This is a genomic window from Streptomyces rishiriensis, assembly GCF_030815485.1.
Taxonomy (GTDB): Bacteria; Actinomycetota; Actinomycetes; order Streptomycetales; family Streptomycetaceae; genus Streptomyces; species Streptomyces rishiriensis_A.
In genome coordinates, this window is record NZ_JAUSWV010000002.1 from 2147529 (window position 1) to 2171184 (window position 23656).

The window sequence follows — 23656 nt, forward strand, 5'->3', positions numbered from 1 at the left end:
GGCGACTGCTTCGGGGCGGGGTCTAGCCGACCGCGCCTTCCATCTGCAGCTCGATCAGCCGGTTGAGTTCGAGGGCGTACTCCATCGGGAGCTCCTTGGCGATCGGCTCGACGAAGCCGCGCACGATCATCGCCATCGCCTCGAACTCGCTCAGACCGCGACTCATCAGGTAGAAGAGCTGGTCGTCGGAGACCTTGGAGACGGTCGCCTCGTGGCCCATGGAGACGTCGTCCTCGCGGACGTCCACGTAGGGGTACGTGTCGGAGCGGGAGATCGTGTCGACGAGCAGCGCGTCGCACAGCACGTTGGACTTGGAGCCGTGGGCGCCCTCGCCGATCTCGACGAGACCGCGGTAGGACGTCCGGCCGCCGCCGCGCGCCACCGACTTCGACACGATGTTGGACGACGTGTTCGGCGCCATGTGGACCATCTTGGAGCCGGCGTCCTGGTGCTGGCCCTCGCCCGCGAAGGCGATGGAGAGCGTCTCGCCCTTGGCGTGCTCGCCCATCAGGTAGACGGCCGGGTACTTCATCGTCACCTTGGAGCCGATGTTGCCGTCGATCCACTCCATGGTCGCGCCCTCGTACGCCACGGCGCGCTTGGTGACCAGGTTGTAGACGTTGTTCGACCAGTTCTGGATGGTCGTGTAACGGCAGCGGGCGTTCTTCTTGACGATGATCTCGACCACGGCGCTGTGCAGCGAGTCCGACTTGTAGATCGGGGCCGTACAACCCTCGACGTAGTGCACGTAGGCGCCCTCGTCGACGATGATCAGGGTGCGCTCGAACTGGCCCATGTTCTCCGTGTTGATACGGAAGTAGGCCTGGAGCGGGATCTCCACGTGCACGCCCTTGGGCACGTAGATGAAGGAGCCGCCGGACCACACCGCGGTGTTCAGCGACGCGAACTTGTTGTCGCCGACCGGGATGACGGTGCCGAAGTACTCCTTGAAGAGCTCCGGGTGCTCCTTCAGCGCGGTGTCGGTGTCGAGGAAGATGACGCCCTGCTCCTCCAGGTCCTCGCGGATCTGGTGGTAGACGACCTCGGACTCGTACTGGGCCGCGACACCGGCGACGAGGCGCTGCTTCTCCGCCTCCGGGATGCCGAGCCTGTCGTACGTGTTCTTGATGTCCTCGGGCAGGTCCTCCCAGGACTCCGCCTGCTTCTCCGTGGAGCGCACGAAGTACTTGATGTTGTCGAAGTCGATGCCGGAGAGGTCCGAGCCCCAGTTGGGCATGGGCTTCTTGCCGAAGAGCCTGAGGCCCTTGAGACGCAGCTTCGTCATCCACTCCGGCTCGGACTTCTTCGCGGAGATGTCCTTGACGACATCCTCGTTGATGCCGCGCTTGGCAGAGGCACCGGCCGCGTCCGAGTCGGCCCAGCCATATTCGTAGTTGCCCAGACCCTCGAGCTCGGGGTGGGCAGTCTCCTCGATGGGGAGCGTCATGCGGGGTTCCTCCCGGCGGTGCTGGCAGATGCGTTGTGGGTGGCTGTGGAAACTCTGGGGATGAACGTCGTGCACACGCCGTCGCCGTGGGCGATGGTCGCCAGCCGCTGGACGTGAGTCCCGAGCAGCTGGGAGAAGATCTCGGTCTCCGCCTCGCAGAGCTGCGGGAACTTCTCGGCGACATGGGCGACGGGGCAGTGGTGCTGGCACAGCTGCTCACCGACCGGCGCGCTACGCGCCGTAGCAGCGTACCCGTCCGCGCTCAGGGCCTTGGCCAGGGCTTCGGTCCGCTCTTCCGGAGCGGCCGCCTCGATCGCCCGGCGGTACCCGGCGGCCTGTTCGGCGATCCGCGCGCGGGCGAAGGCGACGACGGCCTCGTCCCCGCCGAAGCGCTCCTGGATCCAGCGCAGGGCGTCGGCGGCGAGCTTGTCGTAGGACTGGTCGAAGGCGTCGCGGCCGCAGTCGGTGAGCGCGAAGGCCTTGGCGGGGCGCCCGCGGGTCCGCGCGCCGTAGACCCGCTGCTCGCGGGCCGCCACGATGTCGTCGGCGACCAGCGCGTCCAGATGGCGGCGTACGGCGGCCTGGGTGAGACCCAGCCGGCCGGCCAGCTCGGCGACGGTCGACGGCCCGTGGTCCAGGATGGACCGCGCGACCCGGTTGCGCGTCGAGCGCTCACCGGTCGCGATCTCCTCCTGGGGGGTCCCCGTGGGGGTCTCCCGAACCTCGCCGACGTTTTTCACAACGCCATTGTTGCGTAATTCCTCAGAGGCAGGCAACCCACGTCCGGATCACCGGGCGGTGCCCTGCGTCACTTAGGTATACCTAATCTGACCTGCGGAAACGATCTTTGATCGATCGGACGCGGAACGAGGCGCGATAAAACCACTGGTCTGCCGAGCCCCCTTCCAGGACACTGCCGGACCATGTCCACACCCCCTCCCACCGGCCCACTTGTCACCCGCGACACCCTCGCCGCGGAGCTTCGCGCCCTGGGTGTCGAACCCGGAGAAATCCTCCTCGTGCACTCCTCGCTCAGTTCGCTCGGCTGGGTCTGCGGAGGCTCCGTCGCGGTGGTGCGGGGACTCCTCGACGCGGTCGGCCCGGACGGCACGCTCGTGGTCCCCAGCCAGTCCGGCGACCTGTCCGACCCGGCCCTGTGGCACCGGCCGCCGGTCCCCGCCGACTGGTGGGAGCGGATCCGGGCCGCCATGCCCGCGTACGACCCCCTCATCACCCCCTCCCGCGGCGTCGGGGTGATCCCCGAGACGGTCCGCACCTGGCCGGGCGCCCTCCGCAGCGCCCACCCGCAGACCTCTTTCGCGGCGCTCGGGGCGCGGGCGGCGGAACTGGTCGAGGGCCACGCCCCCGACTGCCGGCTGGGCGAGCACAGCCCGCTGGCCCGGCTGGAGAAGGCGGGCGCCCGGGTGCTGCTCCTGGGCACCGGCTACGACACCTGCACCGCCTTCCACCTGGCCGAGTACCGGATCGCGGCCCCGCTCGTCGACGTGGGCAGGCCGGGGCCCGGCGGGTGGGAGGTCGTGACCGAGGTGTCGATCGACTCCTACCGCTTCGACGAGCTGGGCCATGACTTCGAACGCGACCGTGACGTCGTACGGGGCACGGTCGGGGCGGCTGACGTGCGCCTGTTCCCGGTCGCTGACGCCGTGGCCTACGCGCAGCGGTGGCTGCCGCTGCACCGGTCCCGCGAGGAGGAATGCTGAATCCGCCCGCACTCCGCCCGCCCCGTGTCGCCCGCGCGTCCGGCCGGTTCCCGCACCCCCCGCTCGGAGTCCCCACCGGCGAACCTAGACTCTTGAGCCATGCGAAGTGAGCCTGTCGTCCGGGTCGAGGCCCTGGTGAAGCGGTACGGGACGAAGACCGCGGTGAACGGCCTCGACCTGACGGCCCGGGCGGGCGTCACCGCCGTCCTCGGACCCAACGGGGCCGGCAAGACGACCACCGTCGAGACCTGCGAGGGATACCGCAGGCCGGACGAGGGCACGGTGCGCGTCCTCGGCCTCGACCCGCAGCGGCAGGCCGGCGACCTGCGCCCCCGTATCGGCGTGATGCTGCAGTCGGGAGGCGTGTACTCCGGGGCCAGGGCCGACGAGATGCTCCGCCACGTGGCGGGGCTGCACGCCCACCCGCTGGACGTCGAAGCCCTCGTCGAACGCCTCGGCCTCGGCTCCTGCGGCCGGACGACGTACCGCCGCCTCTCCGGCGGCCAGCAGCAGCGACTCGCCCTGGCGATGGCCGTCGTCGGCCGCCCCGAACTGGTGTTCCTGGACGAGCCGACGGCCGGCCTCGACCCGCAGGCCCGCCGCGCCACCTGGGAACTCGTACGGGACCTGCGGGCGGACGGCGTCTCCGTCATCCTGACCACCCACTACATGGACGAGGCCGAGCAGCTCGCCGACGACGTCGCGATCATCGACGCGGGCCGGGTCATCGCCCAGGGCTCCCCGGAGCAGCTGTGCCGCGGCGGCGCCGAGAACACGCTGCGCTTCACCGGCCGGCCCGGCCTCGACATGACGTCCCTGCTCAAGGCCCTGCCCGCCGACAGCTCGGCCGACGAGCTGACCCCGGGTTCCTACCGGGTGATGGGCAAGGTCGACCCGCAACTGCTGGCGACGGTCACCTCGTGGTGCGCGCAGCACGGGGTGATGCCGGACCGGATCTCGGTCGAACGGCACACCCTGGAGGACGTCTTCCTGGAACTGACCGGCAAGGAGCTGCGCTGATGACCGCCACGGGTACCTACAGCCCCCGACCCGGCGCGGCGCCGCTGTCCCGGATGATCCGGGCCCAGGCGGCGCTGGAGACCAGGATGCTCCTGCGCAACGGCGAGCAGCTGCTGCTCACCGTCGTGATCCCCACCCTGCTGCTGGTGCTGTTCAGCACCGTGGACATCGTCGACACCGGCGCGGGCGAGGCGGTGGACTTCCTCACGCCCGGCATCCTCGCGCTCGCCGTGGTGTCGACGGCCTTCACCGGCCAGGCCATCGCGACCGGCTTCGAACGCCGCTACGGGGTGCTCAAGCGGCTCGCCTCCTCGCCGCTGCCCCGCTGGGGCCTGATGACGGCGAAGACGCTGTCGGTCCTGGTCACCGAGGTCCTCCAGGTGATCCTCCTGACGGCGATCGCCCTCGCCCTCGGCTGGAACCCGCACGGCAACCCGGTGGCCGTGGTGCTGCTCCTGGTCCTGGGCACGGCCGCCTTCTCGGGTCTCGGCCTGCTGATGGCGGGCACCCTGAAGGCGGAGGCGACGCTGGCCGCGGCCAACCTGGTCTTCCTGCTGCTGCTGGTGGGCGGCGGGGTGATCGTCCCGCTCGAGAAGTTCCCGTCCGGCGCCCAGGACGTGCTCAGGCTGCTGCCCGTCTCTGCCCTCTCGGACGGCCTGCGGGACGTGCTCCAGCACGGCGCGGGCATGCCCTGGGGCGACCTGGGGATCCTCGCGGTGTGGGCGGTCGCGGGACTCGCGGCGGCCGGCCGGTTCTTCCGCTGGGAGTAGCCGGACGCGCGGCCCGGGGGCCCCTCGTGAACGCGTGCACAAGCGTCCGCCTACGATGGGAGGCGTGCCGAACGTGACCCGTGCCGACGCCCTAGCCGCCGTGCGCAACCCCCTCGCCTTCATCGCCGCCCGCTGGACGCCCGCCCGCGGGACGGTCCGGCGTGCGGCCCTCGCCTCGCTCGTGATGTCGGTGATCATCGTGGTCACCGGCGGTGCCGTACGGCTCACGGGGTCCGGCCTGGGCTGCCCGACCTGGCCCAAGTGCACCGACGACTCCCTCACCGCGACCGGCGCGATGGGCTTCCACGGCGCCATCGAGTTCGGCAACCGCATGCTGACGTACGTGCTGTGCGCGGCCGTCGGCTGGGCGATCATCGCCGCGCGCTCCGAGAAGCCGTACCGGCGGAGCCTGACCCGGCTGGGCTGGGCGCAGTTCTGGCTGGTGATGAGCAACGCCGTGCTCGGCGGGATCGTGGTGCTCGTCGGCCTCAACCCCTACACGGTCGCGGCGCACTTCCTGGCCGCCTCGGCGCTGATCGCGGTCGCCGCGGTGATGTGGCAGCGCGCCCGGGAGGGCGACGGGCAGGCCCGGCCACTGGTCGGCAAGCCCGTGCAGCAACTGGTGTGGTTCCTGGTCGTGGCCTCCACGCTGCTGATCGCCGTCGGCACGGTGGTGACCGGCGCGGGCCCGCACGCCGGTGACTCCAGCGAGGTCGAGCGGATGCCGCTGGACTGGGAGACGGTCGCCAAGCTGCACGCGGTGCTCGCCTGGATCGTGGTGACGCTGACCTTCGCCCTGTGGTTCATCCTCAAGGCGGTGGACGCGCCGAAGAACCCGCTGGACCGTACCCGGGACCTGTTCCTGGTGCTGCTCGGACAGGGTGTCATCGGCTATGTCCAGTACTTCACGGACCTCCCCGAGGTCCTGGTCGGACTGCACATGCTCGGCTCCTGCCTGGTGTGGATCGCGGTGCTGCGCGTGCTGCTGGCGCTGCGCGAGCGCCCCGAGACGACGATCGACCTGCCGGGCCCGGCGGCCGAGGCGACGGTCGGCACGCGCGCGTAAGTCGCCCGTCGGCTTTACCCGTACGAGGTGACCAGCCCGTCGATCGCCGGCCCCAGGTAGTCCCGGGTCAGCACGGCCCGGCGGCTCGGCCACCCGTCGTCCGCCGCCCCGTCCCCCTCGTCGTAGCGGCGGCGGGCGATGTCCGCCACGACCTCCTGGGGCGCCCCCAGCGCGGACAGTTCGTCGAGGGCCTGGCGCTTGGAGATCAGCCGGCCGTCCCGCACGGTCACCGTCGCCCGCGCGAAGGTCAGCAGCCCCAGATCCACCCAGACGTTCTGATGCCACAGGTGGGCCTTGTCGACGGTGGGCCGCCAGAAGTCGCGCTGGTCGCGGACGACGAAGTCGGCCAGTGCGCGGTCCGGGACCGGCGGCAGGAGCGCGCCGGGCGGTTTGCCGTACAGCACCCGGCCGAAGTCGAGCAGTTCGCGCCGGGTCACCGGGGTGACCGTCCGCCGGAACAGTCGGCTGTGCGCCCAGGTGAGGTGCCGCCGCTCCGGGTCGGCCGTCCGGTCGGGGGTGAGGTAGGTGCAGTGCAGCAGCGGGGCGAGCGGCTCGTTCCGCAGGCGGGCGTGGAGCCGGGCCAGGTGCCACACCGTGCGCGGCGCGAGGGGGCCGTCCAGGACGGCGATGAGGTCCAGGTCGCTGCGGCCCTCCTGGTAGTCGCCCCCGGCGAGCGACCCGTGGGCCCACACGGCGACGGGGTCCGGGGCCTGGAGTCCGTCCAGGAAACGGTCCAGCAAGGCTTCCGTACGGGTGGTCATGCGCCCAGTCTGTCCACCTCAGCCGAGCCCGTACACCCGGCGCGCGTTGCCCGCCGCGATCAGGCCCGCCACCCGTTGCGCGTCCGTCGGCGACCACGCTCCCTCCGCGACCCAGGCGCCGAGCACCCGCGCCAGCGCCTCGCGGAACAGCCGTGCCCCGACCACGTGCAGCTCGGGCAGCCCCCCGGCGCCGCTGGAGAAGAGGATCTTGCCGAAGGGGGCCAGCTCCAGGATCTCCGCGAGGATCGTCGCGGCGCGCGCGCCGGTCCGTACGAGTGCGGCGCCGGAGTCGGCGTACACGTGCGGGAAGACGCCCGCGAGGTGGGCGGCGTGCCGGTGGTAGGGGTAGCCGTGCAGCAGGACGAGGTCGGTGCCGAGGCCTGCCGTGGCCCGCACGAAGTCCGTCAGCAGCACCGGATCCGTGCGGTCGACGCGCGCCCCCGGCTCGCCGAGCCCCGCGTGCAGCTGGAGCGGCAGCCCCGAGGCGACGGCGATCCACAGCACGTGCCGCAGCAGCACCGGGTCGCTCAGCTCGCCACCGACCCTGCGGCCCGCCAGCCAGCGGCCCGCCGCACCCCGTACCTCGCCCGGCCCGGGCGGCTCGGGCGCGAGGGCGAGGCCGTGCCGGACCCCCGCGACGGAGGCGAAGGCCACGGCGTTCGCGGCGGCCCCGTGGACCGACTCGGCGAGGTTGGCCAGGAAGGACTCGACGGTTCCGGAGGTGTCGGCGACCTGCTCGGCGAGGGGTTCCAGGCGCACGATCTCCCGCGCCTCGGCGGCGCCGGCCGAGGCCAGCTCACCCGGCCCGGTGAGGTCGCCGGGCAGGCCCGTGTCGACCAGGTAGGTCGTGATGCCGCTGCCGCGCAGCAGCCGGCGGCCCGCTTCCAGTACGCCGAGTTCACGACGCCGGGCGAGATAACGGGCGGGCGGCGCGTGCGGTTCCAGGCCGAGGAGCGGGGGGCACCAGCGGCGTACCGCGAACCCGGTCTGGGTGTCGAACAGCGTCGTGCCCGGGGCCGGCGGGCCCTCGGTGCGGGCCAACTGGGCCTCGAAGGTACCGAGACCCAGCTCCGTTCTCAGGACGCCGTGGCAGTACTGGTCCACCAAGGACGGCGTTTCGATCATCCGGACTCCCGGGAGACGGACCACGTGGTGCCTACGGGGTCCTAACGGGTGACCGGGGTGTCAGGTTGTTCTGCTCAGCCGTTCTTCGGTCCGCCGACCTGGATCCCGGCCATCCGCGTCCATTCGTACGGCCCCGTCCTCACCTTCGCCGCGAACTCTCCGTCGAAGGTCTCGTGGACGGTGATGCCGGCCTTCCCTGCGGCCAGCTCGGCGATGGCGACCGAGGGGGCCACCAGGTCGCCCCAGCCGCCGTCCTCGCCGACGAGGACGATACGGGCGCCGCGCTCGCCGAGGTACGCGATCTGGCCCTCGGCCCCGCCGTGCTGCCGGGCGAAGGCGCTGATCTGCTTGGCGAGCCGGGCCGCCCTGCGCTCGGCCTTCGCGGCCTGCTTGGCGTCGGCGGTCTCGTCAACCTGCTTGGTGTCTGCCATGGCCAGGATGCTACCGACGGGTAGATAGAACGGCGACGGCCGGGGTGCGTGGTGTTGGCCACGCACCCCGGCCGTTCGGCGGTGAGGACGGAAAGGAAGGAGAGGCGTCAGCGCAGGAAGGGGTCCACCGCGACCGCCACGAACAGCAGCGACACATAGGTGATGGACCAGTGGAACAGCCGCATCTCCTTCAGCTTCCCGCCCGTCGCCTCCGCCTTCGCACGGGTCTGGAGCGCGTGCGCCTCCCACAGCCACCAGCCGCCGGCCACCAGCGCGACCGAGGTGTAGAACCACCCGGTGTAGCCCAGCGGGGTCAGCAGCAGCGAGACGGCGACCATCACCCAGCTGTAGAGGACGATCTGCTTGGCGACGGTCTTGTTGGACGCGACGACCGGCAGCATCGGCACGCCCACGCGCGCGTAGTCCTCCTTGACCTTCATGGACAGCGGCCAGTAGTGCGGCGGCGTCCAGAAGAACATGACGAGGAAGAGGACGACCGGCGCCCAGGACACCGAGTCCGTCACGGCCGACCAGCCGATCAGCACCGGCATGCAGCCGGCGATGCCACCCCACACGATGTTCTGCGAGGTACGGCGCTTGAGGATCATCGTGTAGACGACGACGTAGAAGAGGAGCGCGCCGAGGGCGAGCCAGGCCGACAGCCAGTTGACGGTCAGACCGAACAGGAGTGTCGAGACCACCGCGAGAGTGATGCCGAAGGCGAGACATTCACGCGGGCTGACCATTCCGGTCACCAGCGGGCGCTGCGAGGTGCGGTCCATCAGCGCGTCGATGTCGCGGTCGATGTACATGTTCAGCGCATTGGCGCCGCCTGCGGAGAGGTAACCCCCGAGGCAGGTCAGGACCACCAGGCCGAGATCGGGAACGCCCTGCTGCGCCAGGAACATCACCGGGACGGTGGTGATCAGCAGCAGCTCGATGATCCGCGGCTTGGTCAGCGCCACGAACGCCTTGACCCGGGCCCCGAACGGCCGCCGGCTCGGGCTCTGGCTCGTCCCGATAAGCCCCGCTGGACGGGATTCAACGGCCGTCACGCACACCCCTGACAGAGACTCCCAGCGAGCCTCCCCAGGTGAATGCCGGGTAAAGGCTCGCGCGTACCACGCCACTGTAGACGTTGCCCAGACCCCGACATTCGCGGGGGTGGGGTCGTGTTGGACGGCGCCTGCGGAAGAGCCGGAGGGCACTCTGTTGAGCACTCGTACGAGCGGCTCCGTATTCACTTGCCGAACAGGGAACACACCGGTCGGGAGGCGGATCACCAAGTCTCCCGGCAGTCTGGAATGACTCGAAAAAATGCGCGTTCTCACGGGGGTAGGCTCGACAACGGCCGGTGGGCGCCGCGTGCACCGGCATTCGACATGCGTGACATGTGGAGAGGAGCCCTGACCCAGGGTGAGCACCAAGCCGACCACCACAGACCTCGAGTGGACCGAGTTGGACCAGCGGGCGGTGGACACCGCCCGCGTCCTGGCCGCCGACGCCGTACAGAAGGTCGGCAACGGCCATCCCGGTACGGCGATGAGCCTGGCGCCTGCCGCGTACACCCTCTTCCAGAAGGTGATGCGGCACGACCCGGCGGACGCCGACTGGGTCGGCCGCGACCGCTTCGTGCTGTCCGCGGGGCACTCGTCCCTGACGCTCTACACCCAGCTGTACCTGGCCGGCTTCGGCCTGGAGCTGGACGACCTGAAGTCGTTCCGCACCTGGGGTTCCAAGACGCCGGGTCACCCGGAGTACGGCCACACCACGGGCGTCGAGACGACGACCGGCCCGCTGGGCCAGGGTGTCGCGAACGCCGTGGGCATGGCGATGGCCGCGCGCTACGAGCGCGGTCTGTTCGACCCGGAGACCCCGCTCGGCGAGTCGCCGTTCGACCACTTCGTCTACGTGATCGCCGGTGACGGCTGCCTCCAGGAGGGCATCTCCGCCGAGGCGTCCTCGCTGGCCGGTCACCAGAAGCTCGGCAACCTGGTCCTGCTGTGGGACGACAACCACATCTCGATCGAGGGCGACACCGAGACGGCCGTCTCCGAGGACACCGCCAAGCGCTACGAGGCGTACGGCTGGCACGTGCAGCGGGTCGCCCCCAAGCCGGACGGCGACCTGGACCCGCACGCCCTCTACGACGCGATCGAGGCCGCGAAGCAGGTGACGGACAAGCCGTCCTTCATCGCGATGCGCTCGATCATCGCCTGGCCCGCCCCGAACGCGCAGAACACCGAGGCCGCCCACGGCTCGGCGCTCGGCGACGACGAGGTCGCGGCCACCAAGCGCGTCCTCGGCTTCGACCCGGAGAAGTCCTTCGAGGTCGCGGACGAGGTCATCGCCCACACCCGGGGCGCGCTCGAGCGCGGCCAGGCCGCCCGCGCCGTGTGGGAGAAGTCCTTCCAGCAGTGGCGGGACAACAATCCCGACCGCGCCGCCGAGTTCGAGCGCGTCGCCGCGGGCGAGCTGCCCACCGGCTGGGAGGAGAAGCTCCCGGTCTTCGAGCCCGGCAAGGGTGTCGCCACCCGTGCCGCGTCCGGCAAGGTGCTCCAGGCGCTCGGCGCGGTCATCCCCGAGCTGTGGGGCGGCTCCGCCGACCTCGCGGGTTCCAACAACACGACGATCGACAAGACGTCGTCGTTCCTCCCGGCGGGCAACCCGCTGCCGGAGGCGGACCCCTACGGCCGTACCGTCCACTTCGGTATCCGCGAGCACTCCATGGCCGCGGAGATGAACGGCATCGCGCTGCACGGCAACACCCGCATCTACGGCGGCACCTTCCTGGTGTTCTCCGACTACATGCGCAACGCCGTGCGACTCTCCGCCCTGATGCACGTGCCGGTGACGTACGTGTGGACGCACGACTCCATCGGCCTCGGCGAGGACGGCCCCACCCACCAGCCGGTCGAGCACCTGGCCTCGCTGCGCGCCATCCCGGGCCTGAACGTCGTACGGCCGGCCGACGCCAACGAAACGGCGATCGCCTGGCGCGAGATCCTCAAGCGCTGGACGAAGGTCTTCGGCAAGGGCGCCCCGCACGGTCTGGTCCTCACCCGCCAGGGCGTGCCGACGTACGAGCCCGACGAGAACGCGGCCAAGGGCGGGTACGTCCTGTTCGAGGCCTCCACGGGGACGCCGGAGGTGATCCTCGTCGCCACCGGCTCCGAGGTGCACGTCGCCGTCGAGGCGCGCGAGCGGCTGGAAGCCGACGGTGTGCCCACGCGCGTGGTGTCCATGCCGTCCGTGGAGTGGTTCGAGGAGCAGGACCAGGGGTACCGGGACAGCGTGCTGCCCCCGTCCGTCAAGGCCCGCGTCGCGGTCGAGGCGGGTATCGGACTCACCTGGCACAAGTACGTCGGGGACGCGGGACGCATCGTTTCCCTGGAGCACTTCGGTGCGTCCGCCGATGGCAAGGTCCTCTTCCAGGAGTACGGCTTCACCGCGGAGAACGTGGCCGCCAAGGCCCGGGAATCCCTCGCCGCCGCCCAGCGCTGACGCTCACATACGACACGTAGGAGATGTAATTCCATGACAGACGCACTCAAGCGCCTCTCCGAAGAAGGCGTCGCGATCTGGCTGGACGACCTGTCGCGCAAGCGGATCACGTCCGGCAACCTGGCCGAACTGATCGACCAGCAGCACGTCGTGGGCGTCACCACCAACCCGTCGATCTTCCAGAAGGCGATCTCGCAGGGCGACGGCTACGACCAGCAGCTGTCGGACCTCGCCGCCCGCAAGGTCACCGTCGAAGAGGCCATCCGCATGATCACGACGGCGGACGTCCGTGACGCCGCCGACATCCTGCGCCCGGTCTTCGACGCCACCGGCGGCCAGGACGGCCGGGTCTCGATCGAGGTCGACCCGCGCCTGGCGCACCACACCAAGCCGACGGTCGCCGAGGCCAGGCAGCTCGCCTGGCTGGTCGACCGCCCCAACACCCTCATCAAGATCCCGGCCACGATGGGCGGCCTGCCGGCGATCACCGAGGTCATCGGCCTCGGTATCAGCGTCAACGTCACGCTGATCTTCTCCCTGGAGCGCTACCGCCAGGTCATGGACGCCTACCTGGCCGGCCTGGAGCAGGCCAAGGAGCGCGGCCTGGACCTGTCGAAGATCCACTCCGTGGCGTCCTTCTTCGTGTCCCGGGTGGACACCGAGATCGACAAGCGGCTCGACGCGCTCGGCACCGACGAGGCCAAGGCCGCCCGCGGCAAGGCGGGCCTCGCCAACGCCCGGCTCGCCTACCAGGCGTACGAGGAGGTCTTCGCCGGCGAGCGCTGGGCCGCGCTGGAGAAGGCCGGCGCCAACAAGCAGCGTCCGCTGTGGGCCTCCACCGGTGTGAAGGACCCCGCCTACAAGGACACCCTGTACGTGGACGACCTGGTCGCCCCGAACACGGTGAACACCATGCCGGAGGCGACCCTGTTCGCCGCCGAGGACCACGGGCAGATCACCGGCGACACCGTCACCGGCACCTACGAGCAGGCCCGTGCCGAGATCGACGCCGTCGAGAAGCTCGGCATCTCCTACGACGAGGTGGTCCAGCTCCTCGAGGACGAGGGCGTGGAGAAGTTCGAGGCGTCCTGGAACGACCTGCTCAAGTCGACCGAGGCGGAGCTCCAGCGCCTCGCCCCCTCGGAGGGCTGAACTCTGTCGAGCAGCAACCCGCTGCGTGACCCCGCCGACCGACGGCTCCCGCGTATCGCGGGGCCGTCGGGTCTGGTCATCTTCGGCGTCACGGGCGATTTGTCCCGGAAGAAGCTCATGCCCGCGGTGTACGACCTCGCCAACCGGGGTCTGCTGCCGCCGGGCTTCTCGCTGGTCGGCTTCGCGCGCCGCGAGTGGGAGCACGAGGACTTCGCGCAGGAGGTCCACGACGCCGTCAAGGAGCACGCCCGCACGCCCTTCCGCGAGGAGGTCTGGCAGCAGCTCGTCCAGGGCATGCGCTTCGTGCAGGGCACCTTCGACGACGACGACGCCTTCGAGCGGCTGCGCGGCACGATCGAGGAACTCGACAAGGCACAGGGCACGGGCGGCAACTTCGCCTTCTACCTCTCCGTGCCGCCGCGTTCCTTCCCGGTGGTCATCCAGCAGCTGAAGAAGCACGGGCTGGCCGACCAGAAGAACGGCTCCTGGCGACGCGCGGTCATCGAGAAGCCCTTCGGTCACGACCTCGCCTCGGCCGAGGAGCTCAACAAGGTCGTCCACGAGGTCTTCGGCTCGGACCAGGTCTTCCGCATCGACCACTACCTGGGCAAGGAGACCGTCCAGAACATCCTGGCGCTGCGCTTCGCCAACACGATGTTCGAGCCGATCTGGAACCGGTCCTTCGTGGACCATGTACAGATCACGATGGCCGAGGACATCGGCATCGGCGGCCGGGCCGGTTACTACGACGGCATCGGCGCCGCCCGTGACGTCATCCAGAACCACCTGCTCCAGCTCATGGCCCTCACGGCCATGGAGGAGCCGGCCTCCTTCGACGCGGACGCGCTGGCCGCCGAGAAGACCAAGGTGCTCGGCGCCGTGCGGCTGCCGAAGGACCTGGGCCGCGCCACCGTGCGGGCCCAGTACGCGGCCGGATGGCAGGGCGGCGAGAAGGCCGTCGGCTACCTCGAAGAGGACGGCATCGACCCCAAGTCGAAGACCGACACCTACGCGGCCGTCAAGCTGGAGGTCGACAACCGCCGCTGGGCGGGCGTCCCCTTCTATCTGCGCACCGGCAAGCGCCTCGGCCGCCGGGTCACCGAGATCGCGGTGGTCTTCCAGCGCGCTCCCCACTCCCCCTTCGACTCCACGGCCACCGAGGAGCTGGGCGCCAACGCGATCGTCATCCGCGTCCAGCCCGACGAGGGCATCACCGTCCGGTTCGGCTCCAAGGTTCCGGGCACCTCGATGGAGATCCGGGACGTGTCGATGGACTTCGCCTACGGCGAGTCCTTCACGGAGTCCTCGCCCGAGGCGTACGAGCGCCTCATCCTCGACGTGCTGCTGGGCGACTCGAACCTCTTCCCCCGCACGGAAGAGGTGGAGCTGTCCTGGAAGATCCTCGACCCGATCGAGCGGTACTGGGACAAGAACGGCAAGCCCGCGCAGTACCCGTCGGGCACGTGGGGACCCGTCGAGGCCGACGAGATGCTCGAGCGAGACGGACGGAGCTGGCGCCGGCCATGAAGACAGACCTCACGGACACCACTGCCAGCAAGATCAACAAGGCGTTGGTGCAGGGCCGGCGTGCGATAGGCACGCCCGCCGTGGGCATGGTGCTGACCCTCGTCGTCGTCACGGACGAGGAGAACGCCTACGACGCCCTGAAGGCCGCCAATGACGCGTCGCACGAGCACCCCTCGCGCACGCTCGTGGTCATCAAGCGCGTCTCGCGGTCCCCCCGGGGCCGCACCCAGTCCCGGCTCGACGCCGAGGTACGGCTGGGCGCGGACGCGGGCAGCGGCGAGACGGTGATCCTCCGGCTGTACGGCGAGGTCTCCGACCACGCCCAGTCCGTCGTCCTGCCGCTGCTGCTACCGGACGCGCCGGTGGTGGTCTGGTGGTCGGTGGACGCCCCGCGCGACCCGGCGGGCGACCCGCTGGGCGCCCTGGGCCAGCGCCGGGTCACCGACAGCTACGCGGCCGAGAAGCCCGTCGACGAGCTGCGCGCCCGTGCCGAGAGCTACGAGCCGGGCGACACCGACCTGGCGTGGGCCCGGATCACCCCGTGGCGCTCGATGCTGGCCGCCGCTCTCGACCAGGTGAGCTGCGAGATCGTCTCCGCCGAGGTGGCGGGCGAGGAGTCCAATCCGAGCGTCGAGCTGCTCGCCATGTGGCTCGCGGACCGGCTCCATGTGCACGTCCGCCGCGCCATCTCGGCCGGCCCGGGGCTGACCCAGGTCCGGATGGAGACGACCGGCGGTCCGATCACGCTGCACCGCTCGGACGGTGCGATGGCCGTCCTGGCCCTGCCGGGCCAGCCGGACCGCGCGGTGGCGCTGAAGCGCCGCGAGACGTCCGAGCTGCTCGCGGAGGAGCTGCGCAGGCTCGACCCCGACGACACGTACGCGTCCGCCCTGCGGTTCGGCGTGGACCGGCTCGGCGGGATCCAGTCGGCCGCGGAACGGGAGGCGGAGCGGGCCCAGGCCGCCGCTCGGCCCACGCCGTCCCTTCCGGTCCGCGGGGTGCCGGACCCGGCGCCCGCCGGCCGTGACGCCGCACCGGCTCAGCCGTCCGCCGCCCCGGCGGGTCAGGGTGACGCCGACCGGCCCACTCCGGCGCAGATGCCCCCGGTCAGGAAAGCGGACCCGCAGTGAGCACTCCCCAGCTGGTCGTGCACCACGACAAGGAACTGATGGCGCAGGCCGCCGCGGCCCGCCTCATCACGAAGATCGTGGACGCCCAGGCCTCCCGGGGCCAGGCGTCCGTCGTCCTCACGGGCGGCCGCAACGGCAACGGTCTGCTGGCCGCGCTGGCCGCCGCGCCCGCACGTGACGCCGTCGACTGGGCCCGGCTCGACCTGTGGTGGGGCGACGAACGCTTCGTGCCCGAGGGCGACCCGGAGCGCAATGTCACGCAGGCCCGTGAGGCCCTGCTGGACTCCGTCCCGGTGGACCCGAAACGCGTGCACGCCATGCCCGCGTCCGACGGTCCGTACGGCGCCGACGTGGAAGCGGCCGCGGCCGCCTACGCGGAGGAGCTGGCCCGCGCGGCCGGTCCCGAGAACCACGGGGCCGTGCCCGCCTTCGACGTGCTGATGCTGGGCGTCGGCCCGGACACCCATGTGGCCTCGCTCTTCCCGGAGCTGCCGGCCGTGCGGGAGACCGAGCGCACGGTGGTGGGCGTACGCGGCGCGCCCAAGCCCCCGCCGACCCGGGTCACCCTCACCCTCCCGGCGATCCGGGCGGCCCGTGAGGTGTGGCTGCTCGCGGCCGGCGAGGACAAGGCCCAGGCCGCGGCGATCGCCCTGTCCGGCGCGGGCGAGATCCAGGCCCCCGCGGCGGGCGCCCGGGGCCGCTCGCGCACCCTGTGGCTGCTGGACACGGCGGCGGCCTCCCGGCTCCCGAGGTCGCTGTACCCACCGGCGTCCGCCTGACGCGCTCGCCGTTCCCCAGAACCCGTACGGTCAACCGCCGTACGGGTTCTGCCCGTTGTGGGCCCGGTAGGACCCGTACGGGTTGCCCTGGGGGTACGGCTGCCCCGGGTGCGGTGCGTAGGGCTGCCCGTACGGGTGTCCCTGCGGGTGCCCGTACGGGTGTCCCTGCGGCGGAACCCGGAGCGGCGGGCCGGCGGGGGTCGGCGGCAGGGTGGCCGGGTGGGCCGCGAGCCGGATGCCGTACCGCCGCTTGAGGCGGCGCATCTCCAGCAGCGCGAGCCCCGTGACCGTCACCGGTGCGCCCAGGATGAAGACGATGCCCATGGTGAGGCTGAGGCCGTGCAGGTCACCGGTGATCAGGTCGGGAACGGCCATCAGCCAGGTCGTCACCGTGGCGAGCAGCGGCGGCAGACAGCGGTGCACCGCGGCGGAACCGAAGAAGTTACCGGAGAGCCGGACCGCGCCGGCCATCACGAAGAAGGCCATCCACAGGCCGACGAGCGTGAGCAGCATCCTCGGCACCAGCCCGAACGTCTCGCTCGACCGGAAGACCCCCACGGTCGTCAGGACACAGCCGATGAAGAGCAGCAGCAGCTTGAGCGAGTCGACGAGCGGCCTCTTCAACTGCCGTACGGTGCCCGTACGCCGCCAGACGAAGAGCATCACGCCGACCGTCACGGGGGTGAGGAAGAACAGCACGGCGGAGGCGATCGCCGTGTTCTCCAGCATCTCCTCGAAGGCGAAACCGCCCTCGACGAAGGTGTAGACGCCGACGGCCGCGACCGCCCCGGCGACGACCCTGCCGCGCTTGAGCCGTTCCACCGTCGGATCGAGCGCTTCGGGTATCCACGCCGGATGGAACACCGCCCACGCCACCTTGTGGGGCTTCAGGAACGAGCGGACGGTCAGCGAGCCGGCGGTCCAACTTCTGCGTGCACTGGTCACGTTGCTCTCCCCCGAGAGATCGGCCTCATGATCGCCGGGATTCTACGGGAAGCGGACGACCGACCGCCGTCCGCTTCCCGCCTCTCCCCCGCGGTGACCGCTACCGACCGCGCAGCTCCCGGTACTTGGCGACCAGGGCCCTGGTGGACGCGTCCAGGCCGGGAACCTCGGCGCCCTCGGTGAGGGCGGGTTCGACACGCTTGGCGAGCACCTTGCCGAGCTCCACTCCCCACTGGTCGAAGGAGTCGATGTTCCACACCGCGCCCTGCACGAACACCTTGTGCTCGTAGAGCGCCACGAGCTGGCCGAGGACCGAGGGGGTCAGCTCACGGGCGAGGATCGTGGTCGTGGGGTGGTCGCCCTTGAACGTCTTGTGGGCCACCAGCTCCTCCGGCACGCCCTCGGCGCGCACCTCCTCGGGTGTCTTGCCGAAGGCCAGCGCCTGGGTCTGGGCGAAGAAGTTGGCCATGAGCAGGTCGTGCTGGGCCTTGAGCTCGTCGCGCAGCTCGGCGGCCGGCTCGGCGAAACCGATGAAGTCGGCCGGGACGAGCTTCGTGCCCTGGTGGATGAGCTGGTAGTAGGCGTGCTGCCCGTTGGTGCCCGGCGTGCCCCAGACGATCGGGCCGGTCTGCCAGTCGACCTCCTTGCCGTCCCGGCCCGTGGACTTGCCGTTGGACTCCATGTCCAGCTGCTGGAGGTAGGCGGTGAACTTGGACAGGTAGTGGCTGTAGGGGAGCACGGCGTGCGACTGGGCGTCGTGGAAGTTGCCGTACCAGATGCCCAGCAGGCCCAGCAGCAGCGGCACGTTGGACTCGGCGGGCGCGGTCCTGAAGTGCTCGTCGACGAGGTGGAAGCCGTCGAGCATCTCGCGGAAGCGTTCCGGGCCGATGGCGATCATCAGGGACAGGCCGATCGCCGAGTCGAAGGAGTAGCGTCCGCCGACCCAGTCCCAGAACTCGAACATGTTGGCCGTGTCGATGCCGAAGTCCGCGACCTTCTCGGCGTTCGTCGACAGCGCGACGAAGTGCTTGGCGACGGCAGCCTGTCCCCCGTCGAGCGCGTCCAGCAGCCAGCTGCGGGCCGAGGTCGCGTTGGTGATCGTCTCGATGGTGGTGAAGGTCTTCGACGCGATGACGAACAGTGTTTCCGCCGGGTCGAGGTCGCGGGTGGCCTCGTGCAGGTCGGCGCCGTCCACGTTGGACACGAAACGGACCGTGAGGTCGCGGTCGGTGTAGCCGCGCAGCACCTCGTAGGCCATGGCCGGGCCCAGGTCGGAACCGCCGATACCGATGTTCACCACGTTCCGGATGCGCCGGCCGGTGTGGCCGGTCCAGGCGCCGGAGCGGACGCGGTCGGCGAAGCCGGCCATCTTGTCGAGGACCGCGTGCACCGCCGGGACGACGTTCTCCCCGTCGACCTCGATCACCGCGTCGCGCGGGGCGCGCAGAGCGGTGTGCAGGACCGCACGGTCCTCGGTGATGTTGATCTTCTCGCCGCGGAACATCGCGTCCCTGAGGCCGAAGACGTCGGTGGCGACGGCCAGTTCGCGCAGGCGCCGCAGGGTCTCGTCGGTGACGAGGTGCTTGGAGTAGTCGATGTGCAGGTCACCGACCCGCAGCGTGTATCCCGATCCGCGCCCGGGGTCGGCGGCGAACAGCTCCCGCAGCCGCACCTCGCCGAGTTCCTCGCGGTGTTTGACCAGAGCGGTCCACTCGGGCGTCTGGTTGAGCCTCGTACGGCCGTCTGCGTTCATGTCGGACTTCAGCCCTCTTTCCTCATCTGTCCGTGCTGCGCACGCCTTGCCCCGCCGGTTCCAACCTAGTTGATCAGCGCGTCGGACGAGCCGACGTGCCACGGTCGTACGGGGCGACAACAGGTACGTCCACCTGGCCCGCGGGTATCAACGCGGCGGCGGCGAGCACGAACCGGGAGGGGCTGCCTCGCCCTAGCGGCGCGAACGGTCCGCCAGGCGGAGGCGGACGGGTGGTGACCGGTCGTCAGGCAGTCGCGGGCCCCGCCGAGGGCCCCGATGAGGACGGAGGCGCGCCGCGCGGGCGCGTGGAAGACACCGCCGACGGGCGGTCCGCTGACGGACGGCCCGCGGGCGGACAGCCGCCCGTGCGCGACACACGTCCGGCCGGGCACCCTCGGGTGCCCGGCCGGACCCGGTCGTTAGATCTCGCCCCGCAGTTTGGCGAGCGCCTCGGCGAGGATCGCCTCGCCGTCCGCGTCGCTGCGGCGCTCCCGCACATAGGCGAGGTGGGTCTTGTAGGGCTCGGTGCGCGGCGGGTCCGGTGGGTTGTCCCGGTCCTGCCCCGCGGGAAAGCCGCAGCGCGGGCAGTCCCAGGTCTCGGGAACCTGCGCGTCGCTGGCGAAGCTGGGCACCGTCTCGTGTCCGTTGGAGCACCAGAAGGAGATGCGCAGACGCGGCGCGGACTCGCCCCGCTCGGCCTCGCCCATCGGCCCCGCCCCGACCCGGCTTCCTCGGATCGCGTTGCCACTTGCCACGGTCGTAACTCCCTGCGTGATGGTGCCGCAAAGCGAGTCGGCGTTTCGCTTCGCTGCGAGCGCCTCAGTCTACGTAAGGCCCAACGCGCGTCCAGTGATTGGAGTTACAGCTCCCACACCTAGACGCAAGCCCCATGATAGGCCGCGCTCAGCTGCGCGTACCGAACATGGGGCCATACGTACCGGAATGTGTGTGACTGTGCGAAGCTGATCAGCTGTTCGTCTTCATCACGATGCCGAGAACGATGATGCAGGCGAACCACAGCAGACCGATGACGACGGTGATGCGGTCGAGGTTGCGCTCGGCGACCGAGGAACCGCCGACGGAGGACTGCATGCCGCCACCGAACATGTCGGAGAGACCGCCGCCCTTCCCCTTGTGCATCAGCACCAGCAGCATCAGCAGCAGGCTGAAGACGATCAGGGCGATCGAGAACCCCAAAACCACGGCTGGACCAACTTCCTCGGATTCGGATAACGACTCGGACGAACGACGGGGGCATAGCGACAACCGCTATGCCCCCGCAAGGGTACGACGGATCGCCGCTACCGCATACTCACAGCTCGGATCACTGGTCGCGGAAGCGCACGATCTTGACGAACTCGTCGGCGTCCAGCGAAGCACCGCCGACGAGCGCGCCGTCGATGTCGGCCTGCGCCATGATCTCGGCGACGTTGCCGGACTTCACGGAGCCGCCGTACTGGATGCGGACCTTGTCGGCCAGCTCCTGGGTGTAGAGCTCGGCGATCTTGCCGCGGATGGCGGCGCAGACCTCCTGCGCGTCCTCGGCACCGCACACCTTGCCGGTGCCGATGGCCCAGACGGGCTCGTAGGCGATCACGATCGTCTCGGCCTGCTCGGCCGGGAGGTCCTTCAGACCGCCCTCGACCTGGGTGAGGGTGTGGGAGACGTGGTTGCCCGCCTCGCGGACGTCCAGCTCCTCACCGACACACAGGATCGGGGTCAGGCCGTGCTTGTAGGCGGCCTTGACCTTGGCGTTCACGAGCTCGTCGGTCTCGTTGTGGTACTGACGGCGCTCGGAGTGGCCGATCGCCACGAACGTGCACTTCAGCTTGGCGAGCATCGAGCCGGAGATCTCGCCGGTGTAGGCGCCGGAGTCCTGCGCCGAGATGTCCTGGGCGCCGTACTTGATCTTCAGCTTGTCGCCGTCGACCAGGGTCTGCACGGAGCGCAGGTCGGTGAAGGGCGGCAGGACGGCGACCTCGACGGCCTCGTGGTCCTTGTCGGACAGGGCGAAAGCGAGCTTCTGGACGTGGGCGATGGCCTCGAGGTGGTTGAGGTTCATCTTCCAGTTGCCCGCCATCAGCGGCGTGCGAGTGGTCATGCGGGGTCAGCCCTCCAGTGCGGCGAGGCCGGGGAGCGTCTTGCCCTCGAGGTATTCGAGGGAGGCGCCGCCACCGGTCGAGATGTGGCCGAATGCGTTCTCGTCGAAGCCCAGGAGCCGGACGGCCGCGGCGGAGTCTCCGCCGCCGACGACCGTGAAGGCCGGGGATTCGATGAGGGCCTGGGCGACCGCCTTGGTGCCCTCGGCGTAGTCGGGGTGTTCGAAGACGCCCATGGGGCCGTTCCAGAAGACGGTGCCGGCGTCGGCGAGCTTCGAGGCGTAAAGCTTGCGGGACTCGGGACCGATGTCCAGCCCCATCTGGCCACCGGGGATCTCGCCCGCGGCGACGGTGGCGAAGTCCGTCGGGGCCTTGGCCTTCAGGTCAGGGAACCCGGCGGAGACGAGGACGTCGACGGGCAGGACCAGCTCGACGCCGGTCCGCTCCGCGCGCTCGATGTACTCCCGCACGGCCGGGAGCTGGTCCTCCTGGAGGAGCGAGATGCCGATCTCGTGCCCCTGGGCCTTGAGGAAGGTGTAGGCCATGCCGCCGCCGATGAGGATGCGGTCGGCCTTGCCGAGCAGCTGGTCGATGACGGCGAGCTTGTCGGAGACCTTGGCGCCGCCGAGGGCGACGACGTAGGGCCGCTTGACGTCCTCGGTGAGCTTCTTCAGGACGCCGACCTCGGTGGCGATCAGGAAGCCGGCCGCGTGCGGCAGGCGTGCCGGGAGGTCGTAGACGGAGGCGTGCTTGCGGTGCACCGCGCCGAAGCCGTCACCGACGTAGAGGTCGGCGAGTTCGGCGAGGCTGTCGGCGAAGGCGCCACGCTCCGCGTCGTCCTTGCTGGTCTCGCCCGCGTTGAAGCGCAGGTTCTCGATGACGGCGACCTGGCCGTCGGTGAGGCCCGCGACCGTGGACCGGGCGGACTCGCCGACCGTGTCGGTCGCGAAGGCCACGGCGGAGCCGAGGAGCTCGCCCAGCCGGTCGGCGGCGGGGGCGAGGGAGAAGGCGGGGTCCGGCGCACCCTTGGGGCGGCCCAGGTGCGAGGCGACGACCACCTTGGCGCCCGCGTCCGCGAGGGCCTTGACGGTGGGCAGGACGGCGCGGATACGGCCGTCGTCGGTGATGGTGCCGCTGTCGAGCGGCACGTTGAGGTCGGCGCGGACGAAGACCCGCTTGCCTGCGACGCCTTCGGCCAGAAGTTCGTCGATCGTCTTCATTACGGGGGCTCCTGAGGAAAGCTCGTGGTGCTCGTGATCGCTCGTGATCGCCGGCAACCGTGAAGAAGGCTGATCCGTACGTGCGTCAGGGCTCGGGCGGCGCGTCCCTGCGCCGCCCGAGCCCTGCACTCACATCAAGGTGCCTGATCCGACGATCAGAGCTGGTTGCCGACGAAGACGGTCAGGTCGACGAGGCGGTTGGAGTAGCCCCACTCGTTGTCGTACCAGCCGAGGATCTTCACCGAGTTGCCCTCCTGGACCATGGTCAGGGAGGAGTCGAAGGTGCAGGAAGCCGGGTCGCCGACGATGTCCGAGGAGACGATCGGGTCCTCGGTGTAGGTCAGGTAGCCCTTGAGGTCGCCGTCCTCGGAGGCCTTCTTGAACGCGGCGTTGACCTCGTCCTTGGTGACCTCGCGCTGGAGCGTCACGACCAGGTCGGTGGCCGAGCCGGTCGGGACCGGGACGCGCATGGCGATGCCGTCCAGCTTGCCCTTGAGCTGCGGGAGCACCAGGGCGGTGGCCTTGGCGGCGCCCGTCGTGGTCGGGATGATGTTCTCGGCGGCGGCGCGGGCGCGGCGCAGGTCCGAGTGCGGGAAGTCCAGGATGCGCTGGTCGTTGGTGTACGCGTGGACCGTCGTCATCAGACCCTTGACGATGCCGAAGTTCTCGTCGAGGACCTTGGCCATCGGCGCCACACAGTTGGTGGTGCAGGAGGCGTTGGAGATGACGTGGTGGTTGGCCGCGTCGTACTTGTCCTGGTTGACGCCCATCACGATCGTGATGTCCTCGTCCTTGGCCGGAGCCGAGATCAGGACCTTCTTGGCGCCGCCTGCGATGTGCTTCTCGGCGTCGGCCTTCTTGGTGAAGATGCCGGTCGACTCGATCACGATGTCGACGCCCAGGTCGCCCCACGGGATGTCCGCCGGGTTGCGCTCGGACAGCACCTTGATGGTGCGACCGTCGACGGTGATCGTGTCGGCGGTGTGCGACACCTCGGCCTTCAGGCGGCCCAGGATGGTGTCGTACTTGAGCAGATGTGCGGTGGTCGCGGTGTCACCCAGGTCATTGACAGCCACGATCTCGATGTCAGCACCCTGCTCCAGCAGCGCGCGGAAGTAGTTACGACCGATGCGGCCAAAGCCGTTGATGCCTACGCGGATCGTCACGAACCGATCTCCTCGTTGGTACGCCGGCTATGCGGTGCCG

At 70.3% G+C, this 23656-nt stretch carries 22 protein-coding genes; 9 read left to right on the forward strand and 13 right to left on the reverse strand.

Annotation, left to right across the window (positions count from 1 at the left end; all coding sequences use genetic code 11):
- Window positions 1-22: 22 nt before the first annotated feature.
- Together sufB and QF030_RS12065 are read right to left on the reverse strand one after the other, a co-directional pair.
- The gene (gene sufB, locus QF030_RS12060) at window positions 23-1447 is read right to left on the reverse strand and encodes a Fe-S cluster assembly protein SufB (protein ID WP_307162656.1); all 1425 of its coding nucleotides are present in this window, start codon (window positions 1445-1447) and stop codon (window positions 23-25) included.
- Window positions 1444-2187, reverse strand: coding sequence for a helix-turn-helix transcriptional regulator (locus QF030_RS12065; RefSeq protein WP_307162657.1), 744 nt, complete (start codon window positions 2185-2187; stop codon window positions 1444-1446). Before QF030_RS12065 ends, sufB begins: the two co-directional genes overlap by 4 nt.
- 183 nt (window positions 2188-2370) lie before the next feature.
- Between QF030_RS12065 and QF030_RS12070 the strand changes: the two genes are divergently transcribed.
- From QF030_RS12070 to QF030_RS12085, 4 genes are all read left to right on the forward strand, one after another.
- Window positions 2371-3168: an aminoglycoside N(3)-acetyltransferase gene (locus tag QF030_RS12070; RefSeq protein ID WP_307162658.1), complete on the forward strand. Its 798-nt coding sequence runs from the start codon at window positions 2371-2373 to the stop codon at window positions 3166-3168.
- A gap of 99 nt (window positions 3169-3267) precedes the next feature.
- Window positions 3268-4188 (forward strand): ABC transporter ATP-binding protein, encoded by a 921-nt coding sequence (locus QF030_RS12075; RefSeq protein WP_307162659.1) that lies wholly within the window; start codon window positions 3268-3270, stop codon window positions 4186-4188.
- Window positions 4188-4958, forward strand: coding sequence for an ABC transporter permease (locus QF030_RS12080; protein ID WP_307162660.1), 771 nt, complete (start codon window positions 4188-4190; stop codon window positions 4956-4958). The genes QF030_RS12075 and QF030_RS12080 overlap by 1 nt, the downstream gene beginning before the upstream one ends.
- A gap of 55 nt (window positions 4959-5013) precedes the next feature.
- A complete protein-coding gene (locus QF030_RS12085; RefSeq protein WP_307162661.1) occupies window positions 5014-6024 on the forward strand; it encodes a COX15/CtaA family protein in 1011 nt (336 codons plus the stop codon).
- A 14-nt stretch (window positions 6025-6038) separates the two neighbouring features.
- On the opposite strand, the gene QF030_RS12090 is transcribed toward QF030_RS12085, so the two are convergent.
- From QF030_RS12090 to QF030_RS12105, 4 genes are all read right to left on the reverse strand, one after another.
- Window positions 6039-6785, reverse strand: a complete 747-nt coding sequence (locus tag QF030_RS12090; protein ID WP_307162662.1) for a nucleotidyltransferase domain-containing protein — start codon at window positions 6783-6785, stop codon at window positions 6039-6041.
- Between the two features lie 18 nt (window positions 6786-6803).
- Window positions 6804-7910 carry an amidohydrolase family protein gene (locus QF030_RS12095; protein WP_307162663.1) on the reverse strand — a complete coding sequence of 369 codons (1107 nt, stop codon included), beginning with the start codon at window positions 7908-7910 and terminating at the stop codon, window positions 6804-6806.
- A gap of 74 nt (window positions 7911-7984) precedes the next feature.
- Entirely contained in the window at window positions 7985-8341 is a 357-nt protein-coding gene (locus QF030_RS12100; protein ID WP_307162664.1) for a hypothetical protein, read from the reverse strand.
- Between the two features lie 107 nt (window positions 8342-8448).
- Window positions 8449-9402, reverse strand: coding sequence for a heme o synthase (locus tag QF030_RS12105; RefSeq protein ID WP_307162665.1), 954 nt, complete (start codon window positions 9400-9402; stop codon window positions 8449-8451).
- 355 nt (window positions 9403-9757) lie between these two features.
- Between QF030_RS12105 and tkt the strand changes: the two genes are divergently transcribed.
- The 5 genes from tkt to pgl are packed head-to-tail and all read left to right on the forward strand — an operon-like array spanning window position 9758 to window position 16433.
- On the forward strand, window positions 9758-11845 hold the full coding sequence (gene tkt, locus QF030_RS12110; RefSeq protein WP_307162666.1) for a transketolase: 2088 nt from the start codon (window positions 9758-9760) through the stop codon (window positions 11843-11845).
- A 33-nt stretch (window positions 11846-11878) separates the two neighbouring features.
- Complete coding sequence (gene tal / locus QF030_RS12115) at window positions 11879-12997, forward strand: transaldolase (RefSeq protein WP_307162667.1); 1119 nt, start codon at window positions 11879-11881, stop codon at window positions 12995-12997.
- Window positions 12998-13000: 3 nt separating this feature from the next.
- The gene (gene zwf / locus QF030_RS12120; RefSeq protein ID WP_307167544.1) at window positions 13001-14524 is read left to right on the forward strand and encodes a glucose-6-phosphate dehydrogenase; all 1524 of its coding nucleotides are present in this window, start codon (window positions 13001-13003) and stop codon (window positions 14522-14524) included.
- Window positions 14521-15654: a glucose-6-phosphate dehydrogenase assembly protein OpcA gene (gene opcA / locus QF030_RS12125; RefSeq protein WP_307162668.1), complete on the forward strand. Its 1134-nt coding sequence runs from the start codon at window positions 14521-14523 to the stop codon at window positions 15652-15654. Before zwf ends, opcA begins: the two co-directional genes overlap by 4 nt.
- A complete protein-coding gene (pgl, locus tag QF030_RS12130) occupies window positions 15651-16433 on the forward strand; it encodes a 6-phosphogluconolactonase (protein ID WP_307162669.1) in 783 nt (260 codons plus the stop codon). The genes opcA and pgl overlap by 4 nt, the downstream gene beginning before the upstream one ends.
- Before the next feature lie 30 nt (window positions 16434-16463).
- Here pgl and QF030_RS12135 read toward each other — a convergent pair whose 3' ends face one another.
- From QF030_RS12135 to gap, 7 genes are all read right to left on the reverse strand, one after another.
- Complete coding sequence (locus QF030_RS12135; protein ID WP_307162670.1) at window positions 16464-17378, reverse strand: hypothetical protein; 915 nt, start codon at window positions 17376-17378, stop codon at window positions 16464-16466.
- A 100-nt stretch (window positions 17379-17478) separates the two neighbouring features.
- On the reverse strand, window positions 17479-19131 hold the full coding sequence (gene pgi, locus QF030_RS12140; protein WP_307162671.1) for a glucose-6-phosphate isomerase: 1653 nt from the start codon (window positions 19129-19131) through the stop codon (window positions 17479-17481).
- A gap of 419 nt (window positions 19132-19550) precedes the next feature.
- Window positions 19551-19886, reverse strand: a complete 336-nt coding sequence (locus QF030_RS12145) for an RNA polymerase-binding protein RbpA (protein WP_078615979.1) — start codon at window positions 19884-19886, stop codon at window positions 19551-19553.
- A gap of 211 nt (window positions 19887-20097) precedes the next feature.
- Window positions 20098-20328, reverse strand: a complete 231-nt coding sequence (gene secG, locus QF030_RS12150; protein WP_020131907.1) for a preprotein translocase subunit SecG — start codon at window positions 20326-20328, stop codon at window positions 20098-20100.
- A gap of 127 nt (window positions 20329-20455) precedes the next feature.
- Entirely contained in the window at window positions 20456-21232 is a 777-nt protein-coding gene (gene tpiA / locus QF030_RS12155) for a triose-phosphate isomerase (RefSeq protein WP_307162672.1), read from the reverse strand.
- Window positions 21233-21238: 6 nt separating this feature from the next.
- Entirely contained in the window at window positions 21239-22450 is a 1212-nt protein-coding gene (locus tag QF030_RS12160) for a phosphoglycerate kinase (protein WP_307162673.1), read from the reverse strand.
- A 155-nt stretch (window positions 22451-22605) separates the two neighbouring features.
- Complete coding sequence (gene gap / locus QF030_RS12165) at window positions 22606-23616, reverse strand: type I glyceraldehyde-3-phosphate dehydrogenase (RefSeq protein ID WP_307162674.1); 1011 nt, start codon at window positions 23614-23616, stop codon at window positions 22606-22608.
- Window positions 23617-23656 lie beyond the last annotated feature (40 nt).

What these genes read in the sequence shown, in the direction of transcription:
- sufB (WP_307162656.1), bottom strand. Translation starts at nt 1,447, where the DNA reads ATGACGCTCCCCATCGAGGAGACTGCCCACCCCGAGCTCGAGGGTCTG.
- QF030_RS12070 (WP_307162658.1), top strand. Translation starts at nt 2,371, where the DNA reads ATGTCCACACCCCCTCCCACCGGCCCACTTGTCACCCGCGACACCCTC.
- QF030_RS12075 (WP_307162659.1), top strand. Translation starts at nt 3,268, where the DNA reads ATGCGAAGTGAGCCTGTCGTCCGGGTCGAGGCCCTGGTGAAGCGGTAC.
- QF030_RS12080 (WP_307162660.1), top strand. Translation starts at nt 4,188, where the DNA reads ATGACCGCCACGGGTACCTACAGCCCCCGACCCGGCGCGGCGCCGCTG.
- QF030_RS12085 (WP_307162661.1), top strand. Translation starts at nt 5,014, where the DNA reads ATGGGAGGCGTGCCGAACGTGACCCGTGCCGACGCCCTAGCCGCCGTG.
- QF030_RS12090 (WP_307162662.1), bottom strand. Translation starts at nt 6,785, where the DNA reads ATGACCACCCGTACGGAAGCCTTGCTGGACCGTTTCCTGGACGGACTC.
- QF030_RS12095 (WP_307162663.1), bottom strand. Translation starts at nt 7,910, where the DNA reads ATGATCGAAACGCCGTCCTTGGTGGACCAGTACTGCCACGGCGTCCTG.
- QF030_RS12100 (WP_307162664.1), bottom strand. Translation starts at nt 8,341, where the DNA reads ATGGCAGACACCAAGCAGGTTGACGAGACCGCCGACGCCAAGCAGGCC.
- tal (WP_307162667.1), top strand. Translation starts at nt 11,879, where the DNA reads ATGACAGACGCACTCAAGCGCCTCTCCGAAGAAGGCGTCGCGATCTGG.
- opcA (WP_307162668.1), top strand. Translation starts at nt 14,521, where the DNA reads ATGAAGACAGACCTCACGGACACCACTGCCAGCAAGATCAACAAGGCG.
- pgi (WP_307162671.1), bottom strand. Translation starts at nt 19,131, where the DNA reads ATGAACGCAGACGGCCGTACGAGGCTCAACCAGACGCCCGAGTGGACC.
- tpiA (WP_307162672.1), bottom strand. Translation starts at nt 21,232, where the DNA reads ATGACCACTCGCACGCCGCTGATGGCGGGCAACTGGAAGATGAACCTC.
- QF030_RS12160 (WP_307162673.1), bottom strand. Translation starts at nt 22,450, where the DNA reads ATGAAGACGATCGACGAACTTCTGGCCGAAGGCGTCGCAGGCAAGCGG.